Genomic DNA, 17,138 nt, shown 5'->3' with positions numbered 1-17,138 from the left:
ACCAATGACCGTCGCGTGCCGGTGCGCCGCTGTGACGCTCGTCTCGATCTTGATCGACCCGACTGGGTTTGGCCGGTTGAAGCCCGGGTAAATAATCCCCGCGTCGCGCCGTTCCGGCCCGTCGCAGTGGCCAGGCAACGACGTTTTTGGAGTAGGGTCGAACAGGTGTGTGGAGCCACCGGCGAGGTACGCCTTGACGGAAGATCACCCGATATCAGCGCCGTCACGAAGATGGCGGATCTCATGGTCCCGCGCGGACCGGATGCCGCCGGGGCGTGGTCGCAGGGCCGCGTGGCGCTCGGCCACCGGCGGCTGAAGATCATCGACCTCAGCGAGGCCGGCGCCCAGCCGATGGTCGACTCGGAGCTCGGTCTGACCGTCGCGTGGAACGGCTGCATCTACAACTACGAAGAGCTGCGCGACCAACTCAGCGGGCACGGCTACCGGTTCTTCTCCCACAGCGACACCGAGGTGCTGCTGAAGGCCTACCACCACTGGGGTGACCGCTTCGTCGACCGGCTCAAGGGGATGTTCGCCTTCGCCATCGTCGAACGCGACAGCGGCCGGGTACTGCTGGGCCGCGACCGGCTCGGCATCAAACCGCTCTATCTCAGCGAGAATTCCGACCGCATCCGATTCGCGTCGTCACTGCCCGCGCTGCTCGCCGGCGGGGATGTGGACACCCGCATCGATCCGATCGCGCTGCACCACTACCTGACGTTCCACTCGGTGGTGCCGCCGCCGCGGACGATCCTGCGCGGCGTCACCAAGGTCCCACCGGCTTCGCTCGTCGCGATCGAACCCGACGGCACGCGCACCACCACGACCTACTGGGAGCCCGACTTCTCGCGCCGTGAGGAACGTGCCGGCTGGTCCGAGCGGGACTGGGAGGACGCGGTACTGGAGTCTCTGCGGGTCGCGGTCAAGCGGCGTCTGGTTGCCGACGTGCCCGTCGGCTGCCTGCTGTCGGGCGGCGTGGACTCCAGCTTGATCGTCGGCCTGCTCGCCGAAGCCGGCCAGGTGGGCCTGAAGACGTTCTCGATCGGTTTCGAATCGGTCGGCGGGGTCCAGGGCGACGAGTTCAAGTACTCCGACATCATCGCCGAGCGGTTCGGCACCGATCACCACCAGATCCGCATCGGCACCGACCGCATGCTGCCGGCGCTCGACGGTGCGATCGGAGCGATGAGCGAGCCCATGGTCAGCCATGACTGCGTCGCCTTCTACCTGCTCTCCGAGGAGGTGTCCAAGCACGTCAAGGTGGTCCAGTCCGGGCAGGGCGCCGACGAGGTCTTCGCCGGCTACCACTGGTACCCGCCGATGGGCGCGCCCGAGGCCGCGTCGGTGGAGGGCTCGGTGGCCAGCTACCGCGCCGCGTTCTTCGACCGCGACCATTCCGCCTACGCCTCGCTGGTGTCCCCCGCCTTTGCCACGGCCGACGACCCCAGCGAGCTGTTCGTCACCGAGCACTTCGCGCGAGCGGGCGCGCAGACCGGTGTCGATCGCGCGCTGCGACTGGACACCACGGTGATGCTGGTCGACGACCCCGTCAAGCGGGTGGACAACATGACCATGGCGTGGGGTCTGGAGGGCCGGGTTCCGTTCCTCGACCATGAGCTCGTCGAGCTCGCCGCGACCTGCCCGCCGGAACTCAAGACCGCCCACGAAGGCAAGGGTGTGCTCAAGCAGGCTGCGCGACAAGTCATTCCGGCCGACGTCATCGATCGGCCCAAAGGCTACTTCCCGGTGCCGGCCCTGACCCACCTGGAGGGGCCGTACCTGGGGCTGGTCCGCGACGCGCTGTACGCGCCGGCGGCCAAGGAGCGCGGACTGTTCCGCCCCGAAGCCGTCGAGCGCCTCCTCGCCGACCCGAACGGCAAACTGACCCCGTTGCGGGGCAACGAACTCTGGCAGATCGCGCTGCTGGAATTGTGGTTGCAGCGGCACGGGATCAACGGACCGGCAGCATGACCATGATCGATCCCGCAGCCGAGCGCAGCGAAGCCATCACCATGGCGTTGCACGACGCCTCGCCGCCCGAACTCGTCGACGCCATGGCCGACGATGTGGTCCTCGAGCTCGGTTGGGGCCGGCTGCTTTTCGGGCAGACGTTCGCCGACCCCGAACAGCTGGCGAGCGTGCTGCGCGACGAGGCCCAAGGCCGACGCGACATCTGCATCTACGCGCGCGAACCGCACGTGTTGGTGTCCAAGGCGCCGGCGGAGTTGTTCATCGATCCCAGCCACACCTACCGTCTGCGCTTCACCGACGTCGAGGACGAGCCCGTCACGCTCAACGGGTTCACCATTCGCACGCTGAACAGCCGCGACGACGCCGACGCGATGAACCGCGTCTATGTGCGCTGCGGCATGGTGCCGGCCCCCACCGACGTGATCTGGGACAACCACCGCGAGCAGGAGTCGGTGGACTACCTGGTCGCGGTGACCGAGGACGGCACCGTGATCGGTACCGTCACCGGCGTCGACCACGCCACGCTGTTCGACGACCCGGAGAACGGGTCGAGCCTGTGGACGCTGGCCGTGGATCCCGCCGCGGCGCTGCCCGGTGTGGGAGCGGCACTGACGCGCACGCTGGCGTCGTTGTACCGCGAGCGTGGGCGTGCCTACATGGACCTGTCGGTCACCCACGACAACACCGCGGCGATCGCGCTCTACGAGAAGCTGGGCTTCAGCCGGGTGCCGGTGATGGCCGTCAAGCGCAAGAACGCGATCAACGAACCGCTGTTCACCCATCCGCCCGAAACCGTCGACGACCTCAACCCGTACGCGCGCATCATCGCCGACGAGGCGATGCGCCGCGGCATCTGGGTCGAGGTGCTCGACGCCGAGGCCGGCGAGATGCGGCTGTCACACGGCGGCCGCAGCGTCGTGACACGGGAATCGTTGTCGGAGTACACCTCTGCGGTGGCGATGGCACGCTGCGACGACAAGCGGCTGACCCGCCGAATCGTCTCCGAAGCCGGGATCACCGTGCCGAAGGGCCGTTTGGCCACCTTCGACCAGGCCGACCACGACTTCGTCACCGAAGTCGGCGACGTCGTCGTCAAACCCACCCGAGGTGAGCAGGGCAAGGGCATCACGGTCGGGGTCGACGGTGCCGACGAGCTCGACGCCGCGCTCGCCCGCGCCCGTGAACAGCATCCCGAGGTGCTCATCGAACAGCGCGCCCCCGGTGACGATCTGCGGCTGGTGGTCATCGACGGCAAGGTCGTCGCCGCCGCGCTGCGGATGCCGGCCGAGGTCATCGGCACCGGCCGCCACACCATCCGCGAGTTGATCGAGGCGCAGAGCCGCCGCCGGGCCGCTGCCACGGGCGGCGAGTCGAAGATCCCGATGGACGTGGTGACCGAGTCGACGGTCAGGGAAGCCGGCTACAGCCTGGACGACGTGCTGCCCGAGGGCGAGCACCTGCGGGTGCGCCGCACCGCGAATCTTCATCAGGGCGGCACCATTCACGACGTCACCGCGACCGTCCACCCCGAGTTGTGTCGTGTCGGCGTCGCTGCCGCCGCGGCCATCGGGATCCCGGTCACCGGAATCGATCTGCTTGTTCCCGACGTCACCAAACCGGAGTACGTCTTCATCGAGGCCAACGAGCGGCCCGGGTTGGCCAACCACGAGCCGCAGCCCACCGCGGCGGCGTTCGTGGACTTCCTGTTTCCCAATCAGCCCGGGCTGCCGCAGGCGTGGACGCCTGACGAGGCGCCCAACCAGTAGTTCACCACGTGCTGGTGCGCAGCACGATCTCCGCGGCCAACTGCGCCGTGGAGTCCGACGCTTGGCGCCGACCCAGCAGGTCGACCACCCGGTACTCACCGTAGACATAGCGCTGGCTGGCCTGCGCGACCGCGCGGGCGGCGCTGTTGCTGACCAACGCGGTGGTGTTCAATTCGACCGGCGGACAATGCTCGTCGCGCACCGTCCCGGTGTGGTCGGCGACGCGCGGGTGACCGCGGTCGACGACGACCAGACCGATGAACCGGTCCAGGCGGGTGGCGGCCAGTTCCCACGCCAGCTCTCCGCCGGAACGGTCCCCCACCAACAGCGCCCACGGCACGTCGAGCGAGTCGAGGATGCCGACCACGGATTTCCCCGTCAGGCGCGGATCGGGCCCGATCACCACCGTCTTCAACGAGGCGGTGTGCAGCCGCTGGCAGACGGCCTCGTACGCCGAAGGGGCCTTCTGCGCTGCGCTGAGCAACACCACGACCGACCCCTTCTCGGGTCCGGCGACATCGACGGGCACGCCGAAGCCGTCCACGGTGATCATGGGAGAGGGCATTGCGTAACGCTACAGTGCCCGACGCGTGTGGCGGGCCGCTTTTCCGGTGGTTGAGGCGGGCTTCACGCGGCCTGCGCGCGCTGCGCCTGCCGGTCGGCCACGTCCAGAAAAGTTTGCGGCAGTGTCCCTTTGACGGGAATCGAAGGATCCGGGGTGGGGAAAGCGATGCCGAAAACGGCGGTGGCGCCGATGTTTTCGAAGGAGAAGTACACGCTGCTCTCCGAGCCGGCCAGCCGCATCGTCTGCTGGTAGACCAGCGCCCCGGGCCGCGGACCGTCGATCTTGGTGGTGGTCATCGGGATGCCGGGATCCGACGGGTCGAAGAACGTCTCGAACTCGGCACACCGCTGTGCGGTGGCCGCCAGCCGCTCGAGGTTCAACGACCAGGACAGGACCGTGATCACCATGCGCGCGCCGTCGTAGGCGACGACGTACTCCGCGGCGCTGCCCGGTCCGCGCTCGGCGGTCGAGGCGATGTCCCGGGTGAGCGCGTCGCTGCAGCCGCGCGGACGCGACATCATGGCCGGCGGCGCCTCGGCGCCGTCCGGTTGCCCGGCGTCCTTGACGACGCGTTCGTAGAGCACTCCGGGCGGAAAGTCGGCCTCGGTGAGCAAGACCCGTTCCAGGCGGGCGCCGGGCCAGGTGGGGCTTCCGGTGACCACGGTCGAGCAGCCGGCCGTCACGGTCAGGATCAGCCCCGCCACCGCGGCCCGCCCGATCATGGGGCCAGGGTCAGGATCTCAGCACCCGAATCGGTGACCACCAGGGTGTGTTCGAACTGCGCAGTCCACTTCCTGTCCTTGGTCACCACTGTCCACCCGTCGTCCCAGATCTCGTAGTCGAGGCCGCCCAGGTTGATCATCGGTTCGATGGTGAACGTCATGCCCGGTTCGAGCACGGTCTGCACCGACGGCTGGTCGTAGTGCAGGACCACCAGTCCGTTGTGGAAGGTGGTGCCGATGCCATGGCCGGTGAAGTCACGAACCACGTTGTACCCGAAGCGATTCGCGTAGGCCTCGATGACGCGCCCGACGACCGACAGCGCCCGGCCGGGCTTCACGGCCTTGATGGCGCGCATGGTCGCTTCGTGGGTGCGCTCGACCAGCAGCCGGTGTTCCTCGGAGACGTCGCCGGCCAGGAACGTCGCGTTGGTGTCGCCGTGCACGCCGTCGATGTAGGCGGTGACGTCGATGTTGACGATGTCGCCGTCCTCGATGACGGTCGAGTCCGGGATGCCGTGGCAGATCACCTCGTTGAGCGACGTGCAGCACGACTTCGGGAAGTTCTTGTAGCCCAGCGTCGACGGGTAGGCGCCGTGGTCGGTCATGTAGTCGTGGGCGATGCGGTCCAGCGCGTCGGTGGTCACACCCGGTGCGACCGCCTTGCCCGCTTCCGCGAGCGCGCCGGCGGCGATGCGCCCGGCGACGCGCATCTTCTCGATCACCTCGGGGGTCTGCACCCACGGCTCGGAGCCCTCCGCGGCGGTCGACTTGCCGACGTACTCCGGGCGCGGGATCGAGGAGGGCACCGACAGCATCGGCGACACCACGCCGGGTCGGAGTGCGGTCCGTACTGACATGTGCCAATGCTAGCGTTCGCCCATGCAGGTCACCCCGGGTCACTTGTTCGCCCAGCTGGATTTCCGCGACATCGAAGACAGCGACGAGCGGTTGATCGTCGAGCTGGACAACCGACCGGACCTGGTCAACCGGCGAGGTGCCCTGCAGGGCGGGCTGGTGGCCACGTTGATCGACATCGCAGCCGGCCGGCTGGCCGATCGCCACGTCGGACCGGGCCAGGATGTCACGACCGCGGACATGACGATCCACTTCCTCGCGCCGATCCTGGAGGGCCCGGCGCGCGCCGAAGCCACCGTGGTGCGTGCGGGACGGCGGCTGTCGGTCATCGCCGTGGACGTCACCGACGCGGCGCGCAACCGGCTGGCCGCACGGGCCACCCTGAGTTTCGCTGTGCTCGACCCGCGCTGACTCAGTCCGCGCGTGAGAGCCGCGGCCCGCGACCCAGCCACGACTTGCGGGGTCCGCGCACGTCGACCGAGCCGCACACCACCTTGCCGGTGAGGATCACGTGCGGGTTGCCCTCGGCCGGCGCGTCCCTGCGGTGATCGCGGGCACTGCCGACGTTGACCTCGACGTCGTCGATGGATGCGCTGGCCCCGTCGGGCAGCCGCAGCTCCAGGCCGCCGAACCTCATGTCGAGCTCGATCACCACGATCGGACCGGCGAATTTCGCGCGGGTGAGATCGAGGTCGACCGAACCCATCCGGCGGTGCAGCGCCAACCGGGTCGGCACCACCCATTCGCCGTGCCGTTTGAGCGAACCGAGCACGCCGCGCAGCTCGACGCGGTCGGCCGCCGAGGTCACGATCGCGCCCGGGCCGGGCAGGTCGCCCACGAGGGCGTCGAGATCGGAGCGCAGCCGGGCCTGCGACACCATCGCCGAGCGCTCCTCGAACTCACCGATGTCGATGAGTCCGAGCGCGACGGCGTTGTGCAGGCGGCGCAGGGTGCCGTTGCGGTCGGCGTCGGAGATCCTCATCTCGACCGGAGAATTGTGCGCCGAGGCCGCATCGGCGATGCGGCGCGGACGGTCCCGGCTGAACTCGGTCATAACGGTGTCCACGGTACCGCTGCAGTTTCAGCGGCACAGACGACGGAGTAGGGCGCGCGCCACCTCGGCGACGCGCTCCCGGTCGACCGTGCACACCACGTCCAGATACGGCTGCTGCGCGCCCTGTGCTGCGCGTTCCCGGGCGACCAGACACACCGCGCTGCCCGGTCCGAGCACGACGATCGAGAACTCTTCGGCCACCGGGTCGTCGGCATCGAGTCCGACCATGCGTACGCGGCCGCCGACGCCTTCGGTCGGGTGCGGCCCGAACACCGCGACCAACGGGGATTTCGTCGCGATGCGCCGGTACCGCGATGCGACGGAGGCCTCCACACCTCGGCCCCCGGTCGAGGTCAGGATGATCGGCGCGACCGCCGTGCGCAGTGCCGACGACTGGATACGCCGGGTCAATCGCTGCACCGCCGAGGCCGGCAGCATCTGGACGGCCTGGCCGGCAGCGGCGATGTCGAAGACCGAGGGACCCCGATCGGTCCGCGACCCCCTCTGCCGGTCCGGCCAGACGAATCGTCGGCTGTCAGCGCGCAGTTGTCCGGGCGCGCCGAACAGGTAGCCCTGTCCGAGGGTGGCACCGTAGGCCAGCGCGTGCTCCAGATGCGCCTCGGTCTCGATGCCCTCCGCGCAGACGACCGCGCCGGTTCGCTGCTGGTAGTCGCGGACCGCAGCGATCGTGCGGGCCTGCAGGCGGTCCGGCTGTTTCTGCACCAGTCCCATGTCGAGTTTGAGCATGTCGGGGGCGACCACATCGAGCATCGCCACGGAGTCCGGATGGGCCCCGACGTCGTCGAGCGCGACGGCGATACCCAGGGATCGGAGCATCGCGACCTTCCGCAGCAGCACGCACGGATCGTCGAGGAGCCCCCGCTCGGTGATCTCGAAGACCAGGTTGAACGACTCGGCGGCGCGCAGGACGTCGAGGTCGTGGCAGAGGTCCTTCCACGTCGTCGTGGGTTCACTGTTGACCAGCAACAGCATGTCGGGGGTCGCCCCACCCGCCGTGGCCGCTTTCGCTGCAGCGCGGGCGCACGCGCGATCCAACTCGTCGAGTCTGCCGGTCCGGCCGGCATGCGAGATGACGTCGAGCGGCGTCAGGGCCGCCGTCGCCGGCCAGCGCGACAGCGCCTCGTACCCGACTATCTCCCCACTGCTCAACGCCACGACCTGCTGGAACGCTGTCACCACCCCTCGTCCGGTGACAGCGTCCTCGAGCTCGTCGAGCAGGAACGGCCCAGCGGGACGTTCCGTCGTCGTGACTGCGACTTCAGTACTGATGTGGGCAGGCTAACCACACAGCCCTGTCGTCAATCTCCTACCACCCGATTTGCTGGATGGCCCCACCCCGAAGAGTGGCATCATGGTATTCGGCTTTGCCGGGCAACCATGGCGGAAATTCGCCGGAAGCTGTTCGTGCGTCGGTGCGGGTGCGCGAAGATGACGAGGGGTTTCGGCGCGTGGCCAGGGGAGGCCGTGCCGGGGCCGGACGGGACAGGGGGGCCGACCGACATGTCGACCGAGCAGCACCCTGTGCGTGTCGTGTCCACCAGACTGCAGCCGCCCACCCTCGCCGGCGGACTGATCTCCCGTCGCCGGCTGCTCGACCTCCTGCACGCCGGTCGCGACAAGCGGCTGACCTACATCCACGCCCCCGCCGGCTACGGCAAGACCACCCTCGTCGTTCAGTGGATCCAGGAGCTCCAGGACGACGGTGTGCCGGTGGCGTGGTTGAGCATCGACCACGAACACGACGACACGGTGAGTTTCCTCGCGCATCTCATCGAAGCCGTGCGGCGGGTGGAGCCCACACTGGGTGCGGATCTCGGCGTCGATCTGGAACAACGCTCCGACCAGGCCACCCGCTACGTGCTGGGCGAGCTGGTCAACCAGGTCGCCGCACTGCCCGCACCACTGGCGATCGTGCTCGACGACTGGCACGTCATCACCAGCGCCGAGACCACCGCGGCGCTGGAGTTCCTGATCAAGTCCGGACCTGAGAACCTGCATCTGATCGTCACCAGCCGCACGCGCGCCCCGGCGATCGGATGGCTGCGGGTGCGTGACCAGATCACCGAGATCGACGTGACGCAGTTGCGCTTCGAACGCGCGGAGTCCGCGAAGTTCCTGCAGGACCTCAACTCACTGAATCTGGATGACGAGGACGTGCACCGCCTGTGGTTCCGCACCGACGGTTGGGTGGCCGCGCTGCAGCTGGTGAAGCTGTCACTGCGCAACAGCAACGATCCCTCCGCGCTCATCGAAGGTTTCTCCGGCCGCCACCGTTCCGTCGGCGACTACCTGACCGAGAACGTGCTCAACGGGCTCCCGGCCGAACTGCTCGATTTCCTGCTGACGACGTCGGTCTGTGATCGGTTGTGCGCCGGGCTGGCCACCGCTGTCAGCGGACGGCCGGACGGCCAAGGAATGCTCGAAGAGCTCGAACGCCGTGACCTGTTCCTGCGGCCGCTCGACGACGAGCGGGAGTGGTTCCGTTACCACCACCTGTTCGCCGATCATCTGCGGCAACGGTTGCGGCGCGACCACGGTGACCGCGTGGTGGAGTTGCACCGCATCGCGTCGGCCTGGTTTGCCGAGCGCGGTCTGCTCAGCGAGGCCGTCACCCACGCGCTCGCTGCCGGCGACACCGACACTGCGGTCGACCTGGTCGAGGGCCAGGCGATGAACCTCGTCGAACACAGTCGCATGGCCAGCTTGCTGAGCCTGGTGAGCAAGCTGCCCGAACCTTCGGTGATCACGCGGCCGGTCCTGCAGATGGCCATCGCGTGGGCGAACTGCCTGTTGCAGCGCGGGGCCCGGGCCCAGACAGCACTGGACCATGTGCGCGCGGCGCTCGCGTCGACCACCGACGGATCCGCTTCGGTGGCGCTCGGCGAGGCCGGCGTCGTCCAGGCTGCGATCGACATCTACGCCGACCGCATCGACCGGGCCGCGGCTCTCGTGGCACCGTGCCTCGACGACATGCACAACTACCGCCCGTTCACCGTCGCCGCCTGCGCGAACATCTGGTCCTTCGTCGAGCTGCACACCTTCGCCTACGACGAGGTGCAGGCACGGCAGCGGTGGGCGAACACCCACCACGAACGCGCCGGAGGGCCCTTCACCGGCGTCTATGGACGGTGTTTCGCAGGCATGGCGGCATTCGCCCAACTGGATTTGGCGACCGCCGGGCAGCGCTACACCGAAGCGCGCGAGTTGGCGCAGAAGGTGACCGGACCGCATTCCCATGCGGCCCGGTTGGCAGGCGCGATGCAGGGCAGGCTGTGTTACGAGGTCGGCGAGATCGCCTGTGCCGAAGCGCTTCTGGAGGAAAGCCGCGAGCTGGGAGCGGAATGCGGAGTCGCAGACTTCATGATCGCGACGTACGGCACCCTGGCCCGCATCAAGGTGTTGCGCGGTGACATCGACGGCGCGCTCGAGGTGCTCGACGAGGGCACCGAGGGCGCGAACCGGCTCGCGCTGCCGCGTCTGGCAGCGGCGCTGGACCACGAACGGGTGCGGCTCTATCTCGGCGTCGATGACATGACTCGCGCCGGCGACGTCCTGGCCGCCCAACGGTGTCACCGGCCCGAGAGCACCGACGGCGTCGGCATGGCGATCCGGCATCACCGACTGGGCATGGAGGCACGGATCCTCCTCGCGCACAACGATTTTGACGGCGCATCCGAACGTCTTTCCCGCATGCGGGCGGACAGTGTCAGATCGGGGTGGCGCTACGGCGAGGCGCTCTACACCGTCGAACTCGCCCGCGCGCAATTCCTCAGCGGTGACCCCGAGAACGCCTCGGCGACGCTGGCCGGGATGCTGGCCACGGCGGCGCCCGCCGGGCTGGTGCGCACGGTGGTCGACGCCGGCCCCGAGGTGGTCAAGATCGTCGCCGACCTGCGCGAGGCCGGCCGAACGGGACGCCGGGCGGCCGAACTTCCCAGCGTGCCAACAGATTACCTGTCCAGGTTGCTTGCGGTGGCCCGCAGCGACGCCGAGACCGCCGCCATTCCCGTCATCGCGACCGCCACTCACAACGGCGCCTCACCGGAGGAACCGCTGACGGCCCGCGAGATCGAGATCCTGCGACTGCTCGACCGGGGTCTGTCGAACAAGCAGATCGCACGCACGCTCGGGGTGACCATCAACACCGTCAAGTGGTATCTGAAGGGCACCTACATCAAGCTCGGCGTCGCCAGTCGCGGCGCGTCGGTGTCGGAGGCGCGCCGTCGACGCATCCTGACCTGAGCCGGATTTCCTTGCTAGGCCTGGTAATCCGGCGGTAGCTCGTCGAGCATGCCCTTGAGCATCCGGACCGCGTACTCTGAGCTGCCGCCGCCCACGATCAGCGCCGCGAACGCCATGTCCCCGCGGTATCCGGTGAACCAGGAGTGCGAGCCGCCGGCGAACTCGGCCTCCCCGGTCTTGCCGCGCACATCGCCTGCGCCCTGCAGGTCTTTGGCGGTTCCGTTGGTGACCACCAGCCGCATCATCGGCCGTAGCCCTTCCACCACGTCGGGCGGGATCTGCTGTTGCTCACCGCTGACCTCGGTCTCCCGGCCATCGATCAGATAGGGCACCGGGGTGCGGCCGGCGGCGACCGTGGCTGCGGCCAGCGCCATCCCGAACGGGCTGGCCAGCACTTTGCCCTGACCGAAGCCGTCCTCGGTGCGTTCGGTCAGGTTCACTGTCGGCGGTACGGATCCGGTGACCGTCCGCAGCCCCTCGACCTGATAATCCGGTCCGATGCCGTACTGGGATGCCGCTTGGGTCAGCCCGCGGGGCGGCATCCGGCTGGCCAGTTCGGCGAAGGTGGTGTTGCAGGAACTCGCGAACGCCCTCGACATGGGCACCGTCCCGAGGTCGAACCCACCGTAGTTGGGGACCGTGCGGTGTCCGATGTCCATCCGGCCGGGGCAACCCAACAATGTGTTCGGGGTGGCCATGTCGCGCTCCATGGCCGCACCGGCGGTGACGATCTTGAACGTCGACCCCGGCGGGTAGAGGCCCATGGTGGCCACCGGTCCGTCCCGGTCGGCCGCGGCGTTCTGCGCGACGGCCAGGATCTCGCCGGTCGACGGTTTGAGCACCACGATCATCGCCTGCTTGCCGGTGATGTCCACCGCGTTCTGTGCGGCGTTCTGGACGGAGCGGTCCAGCGTGATCCGCACCGACGGCGCCGGTTGACCCGACACCTCGTGCAGCACGTCGACGTCGACGCCGTTCTGGTTGACGGTGACCACCCGCCACCCGGGTTCACCGTCGAGTTCCTCGGCGACCGAGTTCTTGACGTCGTTGATCACCGCAGGGGCGAACTTTTCGTCGGTGGGCACCAGGTCGGGATGCGGGGTGATGACGACACCGGGCAGCGGCGCCAGCACGCCGGCGACCGCGTCGCGATCGGCCTGGCGCAGCGTCATCAGTCCCAGGGGCCCGTCCGACGAGCTGGCCAGTTCGGCGAGGCGCTGCGGGTCCAGGGTGTTGTCGAACCGGTGCAGGGTCTGCGCGACGATGCGCGCCGTGGTCATCAGCTCGGCGCCGGCGTCCTTGGCGTCGAGCGCGAAGTGGTAGCGGTACCCGGGCACCAGCACGTTGGTGCCGGTGCGTTCGTGCACCGACGCTCGGGGCGGCGACTCGGCGCGCAGCGCGAAGGTCTGGTTCTCCCCCAGCCGCGGGTGCAGGCCGGTGGCGCTCCACCGCACTTCCCACCGGCCTTCGTCGCGCACCATGTTCAGCGCGCCGTCATAGGTCCAGGTGCGGTTCTTGGGCAGGCGCCAGGTGTACCGGTAGGCGATCGTGCCGGTGTCCTCGGCGTATTTGGCGCTCAGGATCTGCGCGTCGAGGCCGGTGGCCTGCAGGCCCGCGAATGCTTCGTTGAGGGCTGCTCGGGCTTGGTCCGGCTGGTCGGCATACGCCGACGCGGCGGCGGTGTCGGCAGCGGCGAGTGCGGCGAAGAACTGCTCGGCGGTCGGCTCGGGTCCGTCGGGTCGGGGGGTGCACCCAGCCAGCGCGGCGACCAGGGTGAGGACCGCGGCGACCGCCAGGACGCGTGTTGCAGATGAGACTCGTGATGCCATCGAGACTGATGGTAAAAGTCACGAACTGATTTCGGCGCAGGCGCGCCGCTACGGACCGGCGGCGGGCGCGCGCACCACCAACGGAACTGCGGGGAAGTACGCGGCCATCTCCGATCGCGACGCACGCAACGCGGCGGTTCCGTAGCCCTGCTTGCGGTGGGTCGGATGAATCCAGATGCGCACGTCGACCTCGCCGCCGGACAGTTCCCCGAACACCATGCCGACCTTCGTGGTACCGACCTCGGCCACCAGCCACGCAGCTTCCTCGGCGGCCACGCGCACTGCTGCGCGCCCGATCTCGTCGTCGAGCTCACCGGCCGGGCCAGGGGTACCGTCACCGGCCGACTGCATGTCGGCGGTGCGGGCGGCGAACACGTCGCGGTCCTGCTGCGCGTCGAACGGACGCAACTGGAGCCGGCGCGCCGGTCCCGGGGTCGCGTCGACCGCCGCGACGACCGGCTCCTGAGTGGTGAGGTTCTCCAGTTCAGCGGCGATCCGCCGCCGCCCTGCTCTGGTCAACCGGTCGAACGAGAGTCGCAGTACCGCCTCGGCGGCCGCGGGTGTGCTGTCGAGCAGGTTCTCGAGCGCCTCGATCGCCGCGTCGTAGTCCTCCGCGCCGACGACCGCATCGAGCACCTCGTGGCGGCGGTCCAGCGCGGTGACCAGGGTGTCGGCGATCAGTCGGCGTTCGGCCCGCGCGTCGTCGCTCATGACGGGACAGCGTAAGCGGTCCGGCGCGCGCAGCGACAGAGGCCGGCTCAGTCGAGCAGCACGGTGGCGAACGACGCGACCTCGGCGAAACCGACCCGGGCGTAGGTCGCGCGGGCGACGGTGTTGAAGCTGTTGACGTAGAGGCTGGCCACCCGGCCACCGGCCACGATCGCCGCGGCCACCGTCGCGGTGCCTGCGGTGCCGAGGCCACGGCCGCGGTAGTCGGGATGCACCCAGACGCCCTGGATCTGGCCGACGGCCGGTGACTGCGAACCGACCTCCGCCTTGAACACCACCTGGCCGCGCTCGAACCGGGCCCACGCGCGCCCCGCCGCGATCAGCCCGGCGACGCGGCGCCGGTAACCCCGACCGCCGTCGCCGGTGCGCGGGTCGATGCCGACCTCGCCGATGAACATGTCGATCGCGGCGACGAGGTAGGCGTCCAGTTCCTCCATCCGCACCGGTCGTACCGCCGGATCGGCGGCGCAGGACGGTGCGGTGTCGAGCGCCATCAATGGTTGGTGGGCGCGGACGTCGCGCGCCGGTCCCCACACCGGCTCCAGGCGCTGCCACATCGGCAGCACGAGTTCAGAGCGGCCGACCAGCGACGAGCATCGCCGCGACGAACTCATTGCCTTGTCGGCAAAGGCGTTCAGATCGCCGGGCCCGCCACGCAGCGGGATCAGGTTGGCGCCGGCGTAGCAGAGGGACTCGTCGGCGCGACGCCGCGTCCACAACTCGCCGCCGATGGCGGCCGGCTCGATGCCGTGCTCGGCGACCCGGGAGGCCACCATGCACGACGCCACCGGGTCGTCGTCGAGGACCTGACGCACCGCGGCGAGGTCGCGGTGCTCGCGCACCACCGACACCCTGCGCTCGTCGACGAGGCGAAAAATCGGAGGAGCCGACATCTGGACTCTTTCTCGACAATGCGGCGGCCGACCCGATCGGGTGGCTGTGTCCCCTAGCTTACGGTCACAATCGGCGAACCGGAGGCATCCTGTGCGCCCGGTTGCACGCCGATCTCCTCGGCCAGCCGCAGCGCTTCCTCGATCAGGGTCTCGACGATCAACGCCTCGGGGACGGTCTTGATGACCTCACCCTTGACGAAGATCTGGCCTTTGCCGTTGCCGGAGGCCACGCCGAGGTCGGCTTCGCGGGCTTCGCCGGGTCCGTTGACCACGCAGCCCATCACCGCCACCCGCAGCGGGACATCCATCCCCTCCAAGCCCGCGGTCACCTCGTTGGCCAGCGTGTACACGTCGACCTGCGCGCGACCGCAGGACGGGCACGACACGATCTCCAGGCCCCGCGGCCGCAGGTTCAGCGACTCCAGGATCTGGTTGCCCACCTTGACCTCTTCGGCGGGCGGCGCCGACAGCGACACCCGGATGGTGTCTCCGATGCCCTTGCTCAGCAGCGCGCCGAACGCCACGGCGGACTTGATGGTGCCTTGGAACGCCGGACCGGCCTCGGTCACGCCGAGATGCAGCGGATAGTCGCACTGGGCGGCGAGCTGCTCGTAGGCGGCGACCATGACGACCGGGTCGTTGTGCTTGACGCTGATCTTGATGTCGCCGAAGCCGTGTTCCTCGAACAGGGAGGCCTCCCACAGCGCGGACTCGACGAGCGCCTCGGGGGTGGCCTTGCCGTACTTCTCCAGGAACCGCTTGTCCAGGGAGCCGGCGTTGACGCCGATGCGGATCGGGATGCCCGCGTCACCGGCGGCCTTGGCGACCTCTTTGACCCGGCCGTCGAACTCCTTGATGTTGCCGGGGTTCACGCGCACCGCGGCACATCCGGCATCGATCGCGGCGAAGATGTACTTCGGCTGGAAGTGGATGTCGGCGATCACCGGGATCTTCGACTTCTTCGCGATGATCGGCAGCGCGTCGGCATCTTCCTGCCGCGGGCAGGCCACGCGAACGATGTCGCAGCCCGACGCGGTCAGCTCGGCGATCTGCTGCAGCGTGGCGTTGATGTCGTGGGTCTTGGTGGTGCACATCGACTGCACGGAGATCGGGTGGTCGCTGCCGACACCGACGTCACGCACCATCAGCTGGCGGGTCTTGCGGCGGGGAGCCAGCACCGGCGGCGGCGCCGGTGGCATCCCCAGTCCGATGGAAGTCATGCGAAGGGCTCCTCGGTCCTATTGGAACAACCTGATCGGGTTGACCAGGTCTGCGGTCACGGTCAGCAGCATGTAGCCGGCCACCAGCACCAGGACGACGTAGGTGGCGGGCATCAGCTTGAGGTAGTTCACCGGTGCGGCGGGCAGCATGCCGCGCGCCGAGCGGAACAGGTTGCGGATCTTCTCGTACACCGCGACGGCGATGTGGCCGCCGTCGAACGGCAGCAGCGGCACCAGGTTGATCGCGCCCAGCACGAAGTTCAGCTGGGCCAGGAAGAACCAGAACGCCACCCACAGTCCGGCGTCGACGGTGTCCCCGCCGATGATGCTGGCGCCGACCACACTGATCGGGGTCTCCGGGTCGCGTTCGCCGCCGCCGATGGACTCCACCAGCGCGCCGACCTTGGTCGGGATCTTCGCCAGCGACTTGCCGAGCTCGACGGCGAGGTCACCGGTGAACGCGAACGTGGCCGGCACCGCTGAGAGCGGGTTGTACTGCGTGGGCCCGAAGCTCGCCGCGGTGACGCCGATGGTGCCGACGTCGACCGGCTGCGGCGGTGCGCCGTCCTCGCCGGCGACGAACCGCTGGCTCGGGGTGACGTCGACGACGGTGGTGAACTCCCGCGTCTGGCCGTCCCGTTCCCGCTGGACCGTGAAGTCGGTCGGGCCGTCGAGCGCGCGCACCGCGGCGACCATCTCGTCGAAGTCGGCCACCGGTGTCTCACCGACCTTGACGACGACGTCGCCGGCCTCGATTCCGGCGGCGGCGGCCGGGCTGGGAGTGATGCAGTCACCCAGAGTGCCTTGTGTCACTTCGGATTTCACACACGAGGTCTCCCCCACCATAGCGTTGGTGGGCTGGTGCAGGTTCGGCAGTCCCCAGACGACGGCGATCATGTAGATCAGCACCAGGCCGATGACGAAGTTCATGCCGGGTCCGGCACCGAGCACTGCGACGCGTTTCCACGTCTTCTGCTTGTACATCGCGTAGCGCTGCTCGTCGGGGGCGAGTTCCTCGACGGCGGTCATGCCTGCGATGTCGCAGAAGCCGCCCAGCGGGACGGCCTTGACGCCGTACTCGGTGCTGCCCAGCCTGTTGGGCCTGCGGGTAGACCACAGCGTCGGACCGAAGCCGACGAAGTAGCGGCGCACCTTCATACCGGTGGCGCGGGCCACCCACATGTGACCACACTCATGCAGAGCCACCGACACGAGAATGGCCAGTGCGAACAGCACGATGCCGATAGCGAACATCACGGGGCGGCAGCCTC

Annotated in this window: 14 protein-coding genes; 4 read left to right on the top strand and 10 right to left on the bottom strand. The window is 68.9% G+C overall.

All coding sequences use genetic code 11. The annotated features are described in order from the left end of the window. Window positions 1-165: 165 nt before the first annotated feature. Both ACQI46_RS17630 and ngg read left to right on the top strand, forming a co-directional pair. The gene (locus ACQI46_RS17630; protein WP_427095308.1) at window positions 166-1,971 is read left to right on the top strand and encodes an N-acetylglutaminylglutamine amidotransferase; all 1,806 of its coding nucleotides are present in this window, start codon (window positions 166-168) and stop codon (window positions 1,969-1,971) included. Beyond that, window positions 1,968-3,737, top strand: a complete 1,770-nt coding sequence (gene ngg, locus ACQI46_RS17625) for an N-acetylglutaminylglutamine synthetase (RefSeq protein WP_427095307.1) — start codon at window positions 1,968-1,970, stop codon at window positions 3,735-3,737. Before ACQI46_RS17630 ends, ngg begins: the two co-directional genes overlap by 4 nt. A gap of 1 nt (window position 3,738) precedes the next feature. Here ngg and ACQI46_RS17620 read toward each other — a convergent pair whose 3' ends face one another. The 3 genes from ACQI46_RS17620 to map form a co-directional block, all read right to left on the bottom strand. Continuing rightward, window positions 3,739-4,302: an alpha/beta fold hydrolase gene (locus ACQI46_RS17620; RefSeq protein ID WP_427095306.1), complete on the bottom strand. Its 564-nt coding sequence runs from the start codon at window positions 4,300-4,302 to the stop codon at window positions 3,739-3,741. Window positions 4,303-4,364: 62 nt separating this feature from the next. Further along, entirely contained in the window at window positions 4,365-5,024 is a 660-nt protein-coding gene (locus ACQI46_RS17615; RefSeq protein WP_427095305.1) for a hypothetical protein, read from the bottom strand. Further along, a complete protein-coding gene (gene map / locus ACQI46_RS17610) occupies window positions 5,021-5,881 on the bottom strand; it encodes a type I methionyl aminopeptidase (RefSeq protein ID WP_427095304.1) in 861 nt (286 codons plus the stop codon). Before map ends, ACQI46_RS17615 begins: the two co-directional genes overlap by 4 nt. A 22-nt stretch (window positions 5,882-5,903) precedes the next feature. Between map and ACQI46_RS17605 the strand changes: the two genes are divergently transcribed. Then, window positions 5,904-6,290 carry a PaaI family thioesterase gene (locus ACQI46_RS17605; RefSeq protein ID WP_427095303.1) on the top strand — a complete coding sequence of 129 codons (387 nt, stop codon included), beginning with the start codon at window positions 5,904-5,906 and terminating at the stop codon, window positions 6,288-6,290. Between the two features lies 1 nt (window position 6,291). On the opposite strand, the gene ACQI46_RS17600 is transcribed toward ACQI46_RS17605, so the two are convergent. After that, complete coding sequence (locus ACQI46_RS17600) at window positions 6,292-6,861, bottom strand: DUF1707 SHOCT-like domain-containing protein (RefSeq protein ID WP_427095342.1); 570 nt, start codon at window positions 6,859-6,861, stop codon at window positions 6,292-6,294. Between the two features lie 99 nt (window positions 6,862-6,960). Then, window positions 6,961-8,172 (bottom strand): EAL domain-containing protein, encoded by a 1,212-nt coding sequence (locus ACQI46_RS17595; protein WP_427095341.1) that lies wholly within the window; start codon window positions 8,170-8,172, stop codon window positions 6,961-6,963. A gap of 312 nt (window positions 8,173-8,484) precedes the next feature. Between ACQI46_RS17595 and ACQI46_RS17590 the strand changes: the two genes are divergently transcribed. Further along, entirely contained in the window at window positions 8,485-11,196 is a 2,712-nt protein-coding gene (locus tag ACQI46_RS17590) for a LuxR C-terminal-related transcriptional regulator (protein WP_427095302.1), read from the top strand. Window positions 11,197-11,210: 14 nt separating this feature from the next. Here ACQI46_RS17590 and ACQI46_RS17585 read toward each other — a convergent pair whose 3' ends face one another. Genes ACQI46_RS17585 through ACQI46_RS17565 form a run of 5 tightly spaced genes read right to left on the bottom strand, consistent with a single transcriptional unit; the run spans window position 11,211 to window position 17,124 of the window. Beyond that, window positions 11,211-13,025, bottom strand: a complete 1,815-nt coding sequence (locus ACQI46_RS17585; RefSeq protein WP_427095301.1) for a penicillin-binding transpeptidase domain-containing protein — start codon at window positions 13,023-13,025, stop codon at window positions 11,211-11,213. Between the two features lie 48 nt (window positions 13,026-13,073). Next, window positions 13,074-13,736 (bottom strand): GNAT family N-acetyltransferase, encoded by a 663-nt coding sequence (locus tag ACQI46_RS17580; RefSeq protein ID WP_427095300.1) that lies wholly within the window; start codon window positions 13,734-13,736, stop codon window positions 13,074-13,076. 47 nt (window positions 13,737-13,783) lie between these two features. Beyond that, the gene (locus ACQI46_RS17575) at window positions 13,784-14,647 is read right to left on the bottom strand and encodes a GNAT family N-acetyltransferase (RefSeq protein ID WP_427095299.1); all 864 of its coding nucleotides are present in this window, start codon (window positions 14,645-14,647) and stop codon (window positions 13,784-13,786) included. Between the two features lie 53 nt (window positions 14,648-14,700). Continuing rightward, window positions 14,701-15,867, bottom strand: coding sequence for a flavodoxin-dependent (E)-4-hydroxy-3-methylbut-2-enyl-diphosphate synthase (gene ispG, locus ACQI46_RS17570; protein ID WP_427095298.1), 1,167 nt, complete (start codon window positions 15,865-15,867; stop codon window positions 14,701-14,703). 18 nt (window positions 15,868-15,885) lie between these two features. After that, window positions 15,886-17,124: a M50 family metallopeptidase gene (locus tag ACQI46_RS17565; RefSeq protein ID WP_427095297.1), complete on the bottom strand. Its 1,239-nt coding sequence runs from the start codon at window positions 17,122-17,124 to the stop codon at window positions 15,886-15,888. Window positions 17,125-17,138: the final 14 nt, after the last annotated feature.

Origin of the sequence: Mycobacterium sp. SMC-4, assembly GCF_050205565.1 — a bacterium.
GTDB lineage: Bacteria > Actinomycetota > Actinomycetes > Mycobacteriales > Mycobacteriaceae > Mycobacterium.
The sequence above is the reverse complement of the archived record's forward strand: the minus strand, read 5'-3'. Positions and strand labels throughout refer to the sequence as shown.

What these genes read in the sequence shown, in the direction of transcription:
- ngg (WP_427095307.1), top strand. Translation starts at nt 1,968, where the DNA reads ATGACCATGATCGATCCCGCAGCCGAGCGCAGCGAAGCCATCACCATG.
- ACQI46_RS17620 (WP_427095306.1), bottom strand. Translation starts at nt 4,302, where the DNA reads ATGCCCTCTCCCATGATCACCGTGGACGGCTTCGGCGTGCCCGTCGAT.
- ACQI46_RS17615 (WP_427095305.1), bottom strand. Translation starts at nt 5,024, where the DNA reads ATGATCGGGCGGGCCGCGGTGGCGGGGCTGATCCTGACCGTGACGGCC.
- map (WP_427095304.1), bottom strand. Translation starts at nt 5,881, where the DNA reads ATGTCAGTACGGACCGCACTCCGACCCGGCGTGGTGTCGCCGATGCTG.
- ACQI46_RS17605 (WP_427095303.1), top strand. Translation starts at nt 5,904, where the DNA reads ATGCAGGTCACCCCGGGTCACTTGTTCGCCCAGCTGGATTTCCGCGAC.
- ACQI46_RS17600 (WP_427095342.1), bottom strand. Translation starts at nt 6,861, where the DNA reads ATGAGGATCTCCGACGCCGACCGCAACGGCACCCTGCGCCGCCTGCAC.
- ACQI46_RS17585 (WP_427095301.1), bottom strand. Translation starts at nt 13,025, where the DNA reads ATGGCATCACGAGTCTCATCTGCAACACGCGTCCTGGCGGTCGCCGCG.
- ACQI46_RS17580 (WP_427095300.1), bottom strand. Translation starts at nt 13,736, where the DNA reads ATGAGCGACGACGCGCGGGCCGAACGCCGACTGATCGCCGACACCCTG.
- ACQI46_RS17575 (WP_427095299.1), bottom strand. Translation starts at nt 14,647, where the DNA reads ATGTCGGCTCCTCCGATTTTTCGCCTCGTCGACGAGCGCAGGGTGTCG.
- ispG (WP_427095298.1), bottom strand. Translation starts at nt 15,867, where the DNA reads ATGACTTCCATCGGACTGGGGATGCCACCGGCGCCGCCGCCGGTGCTG.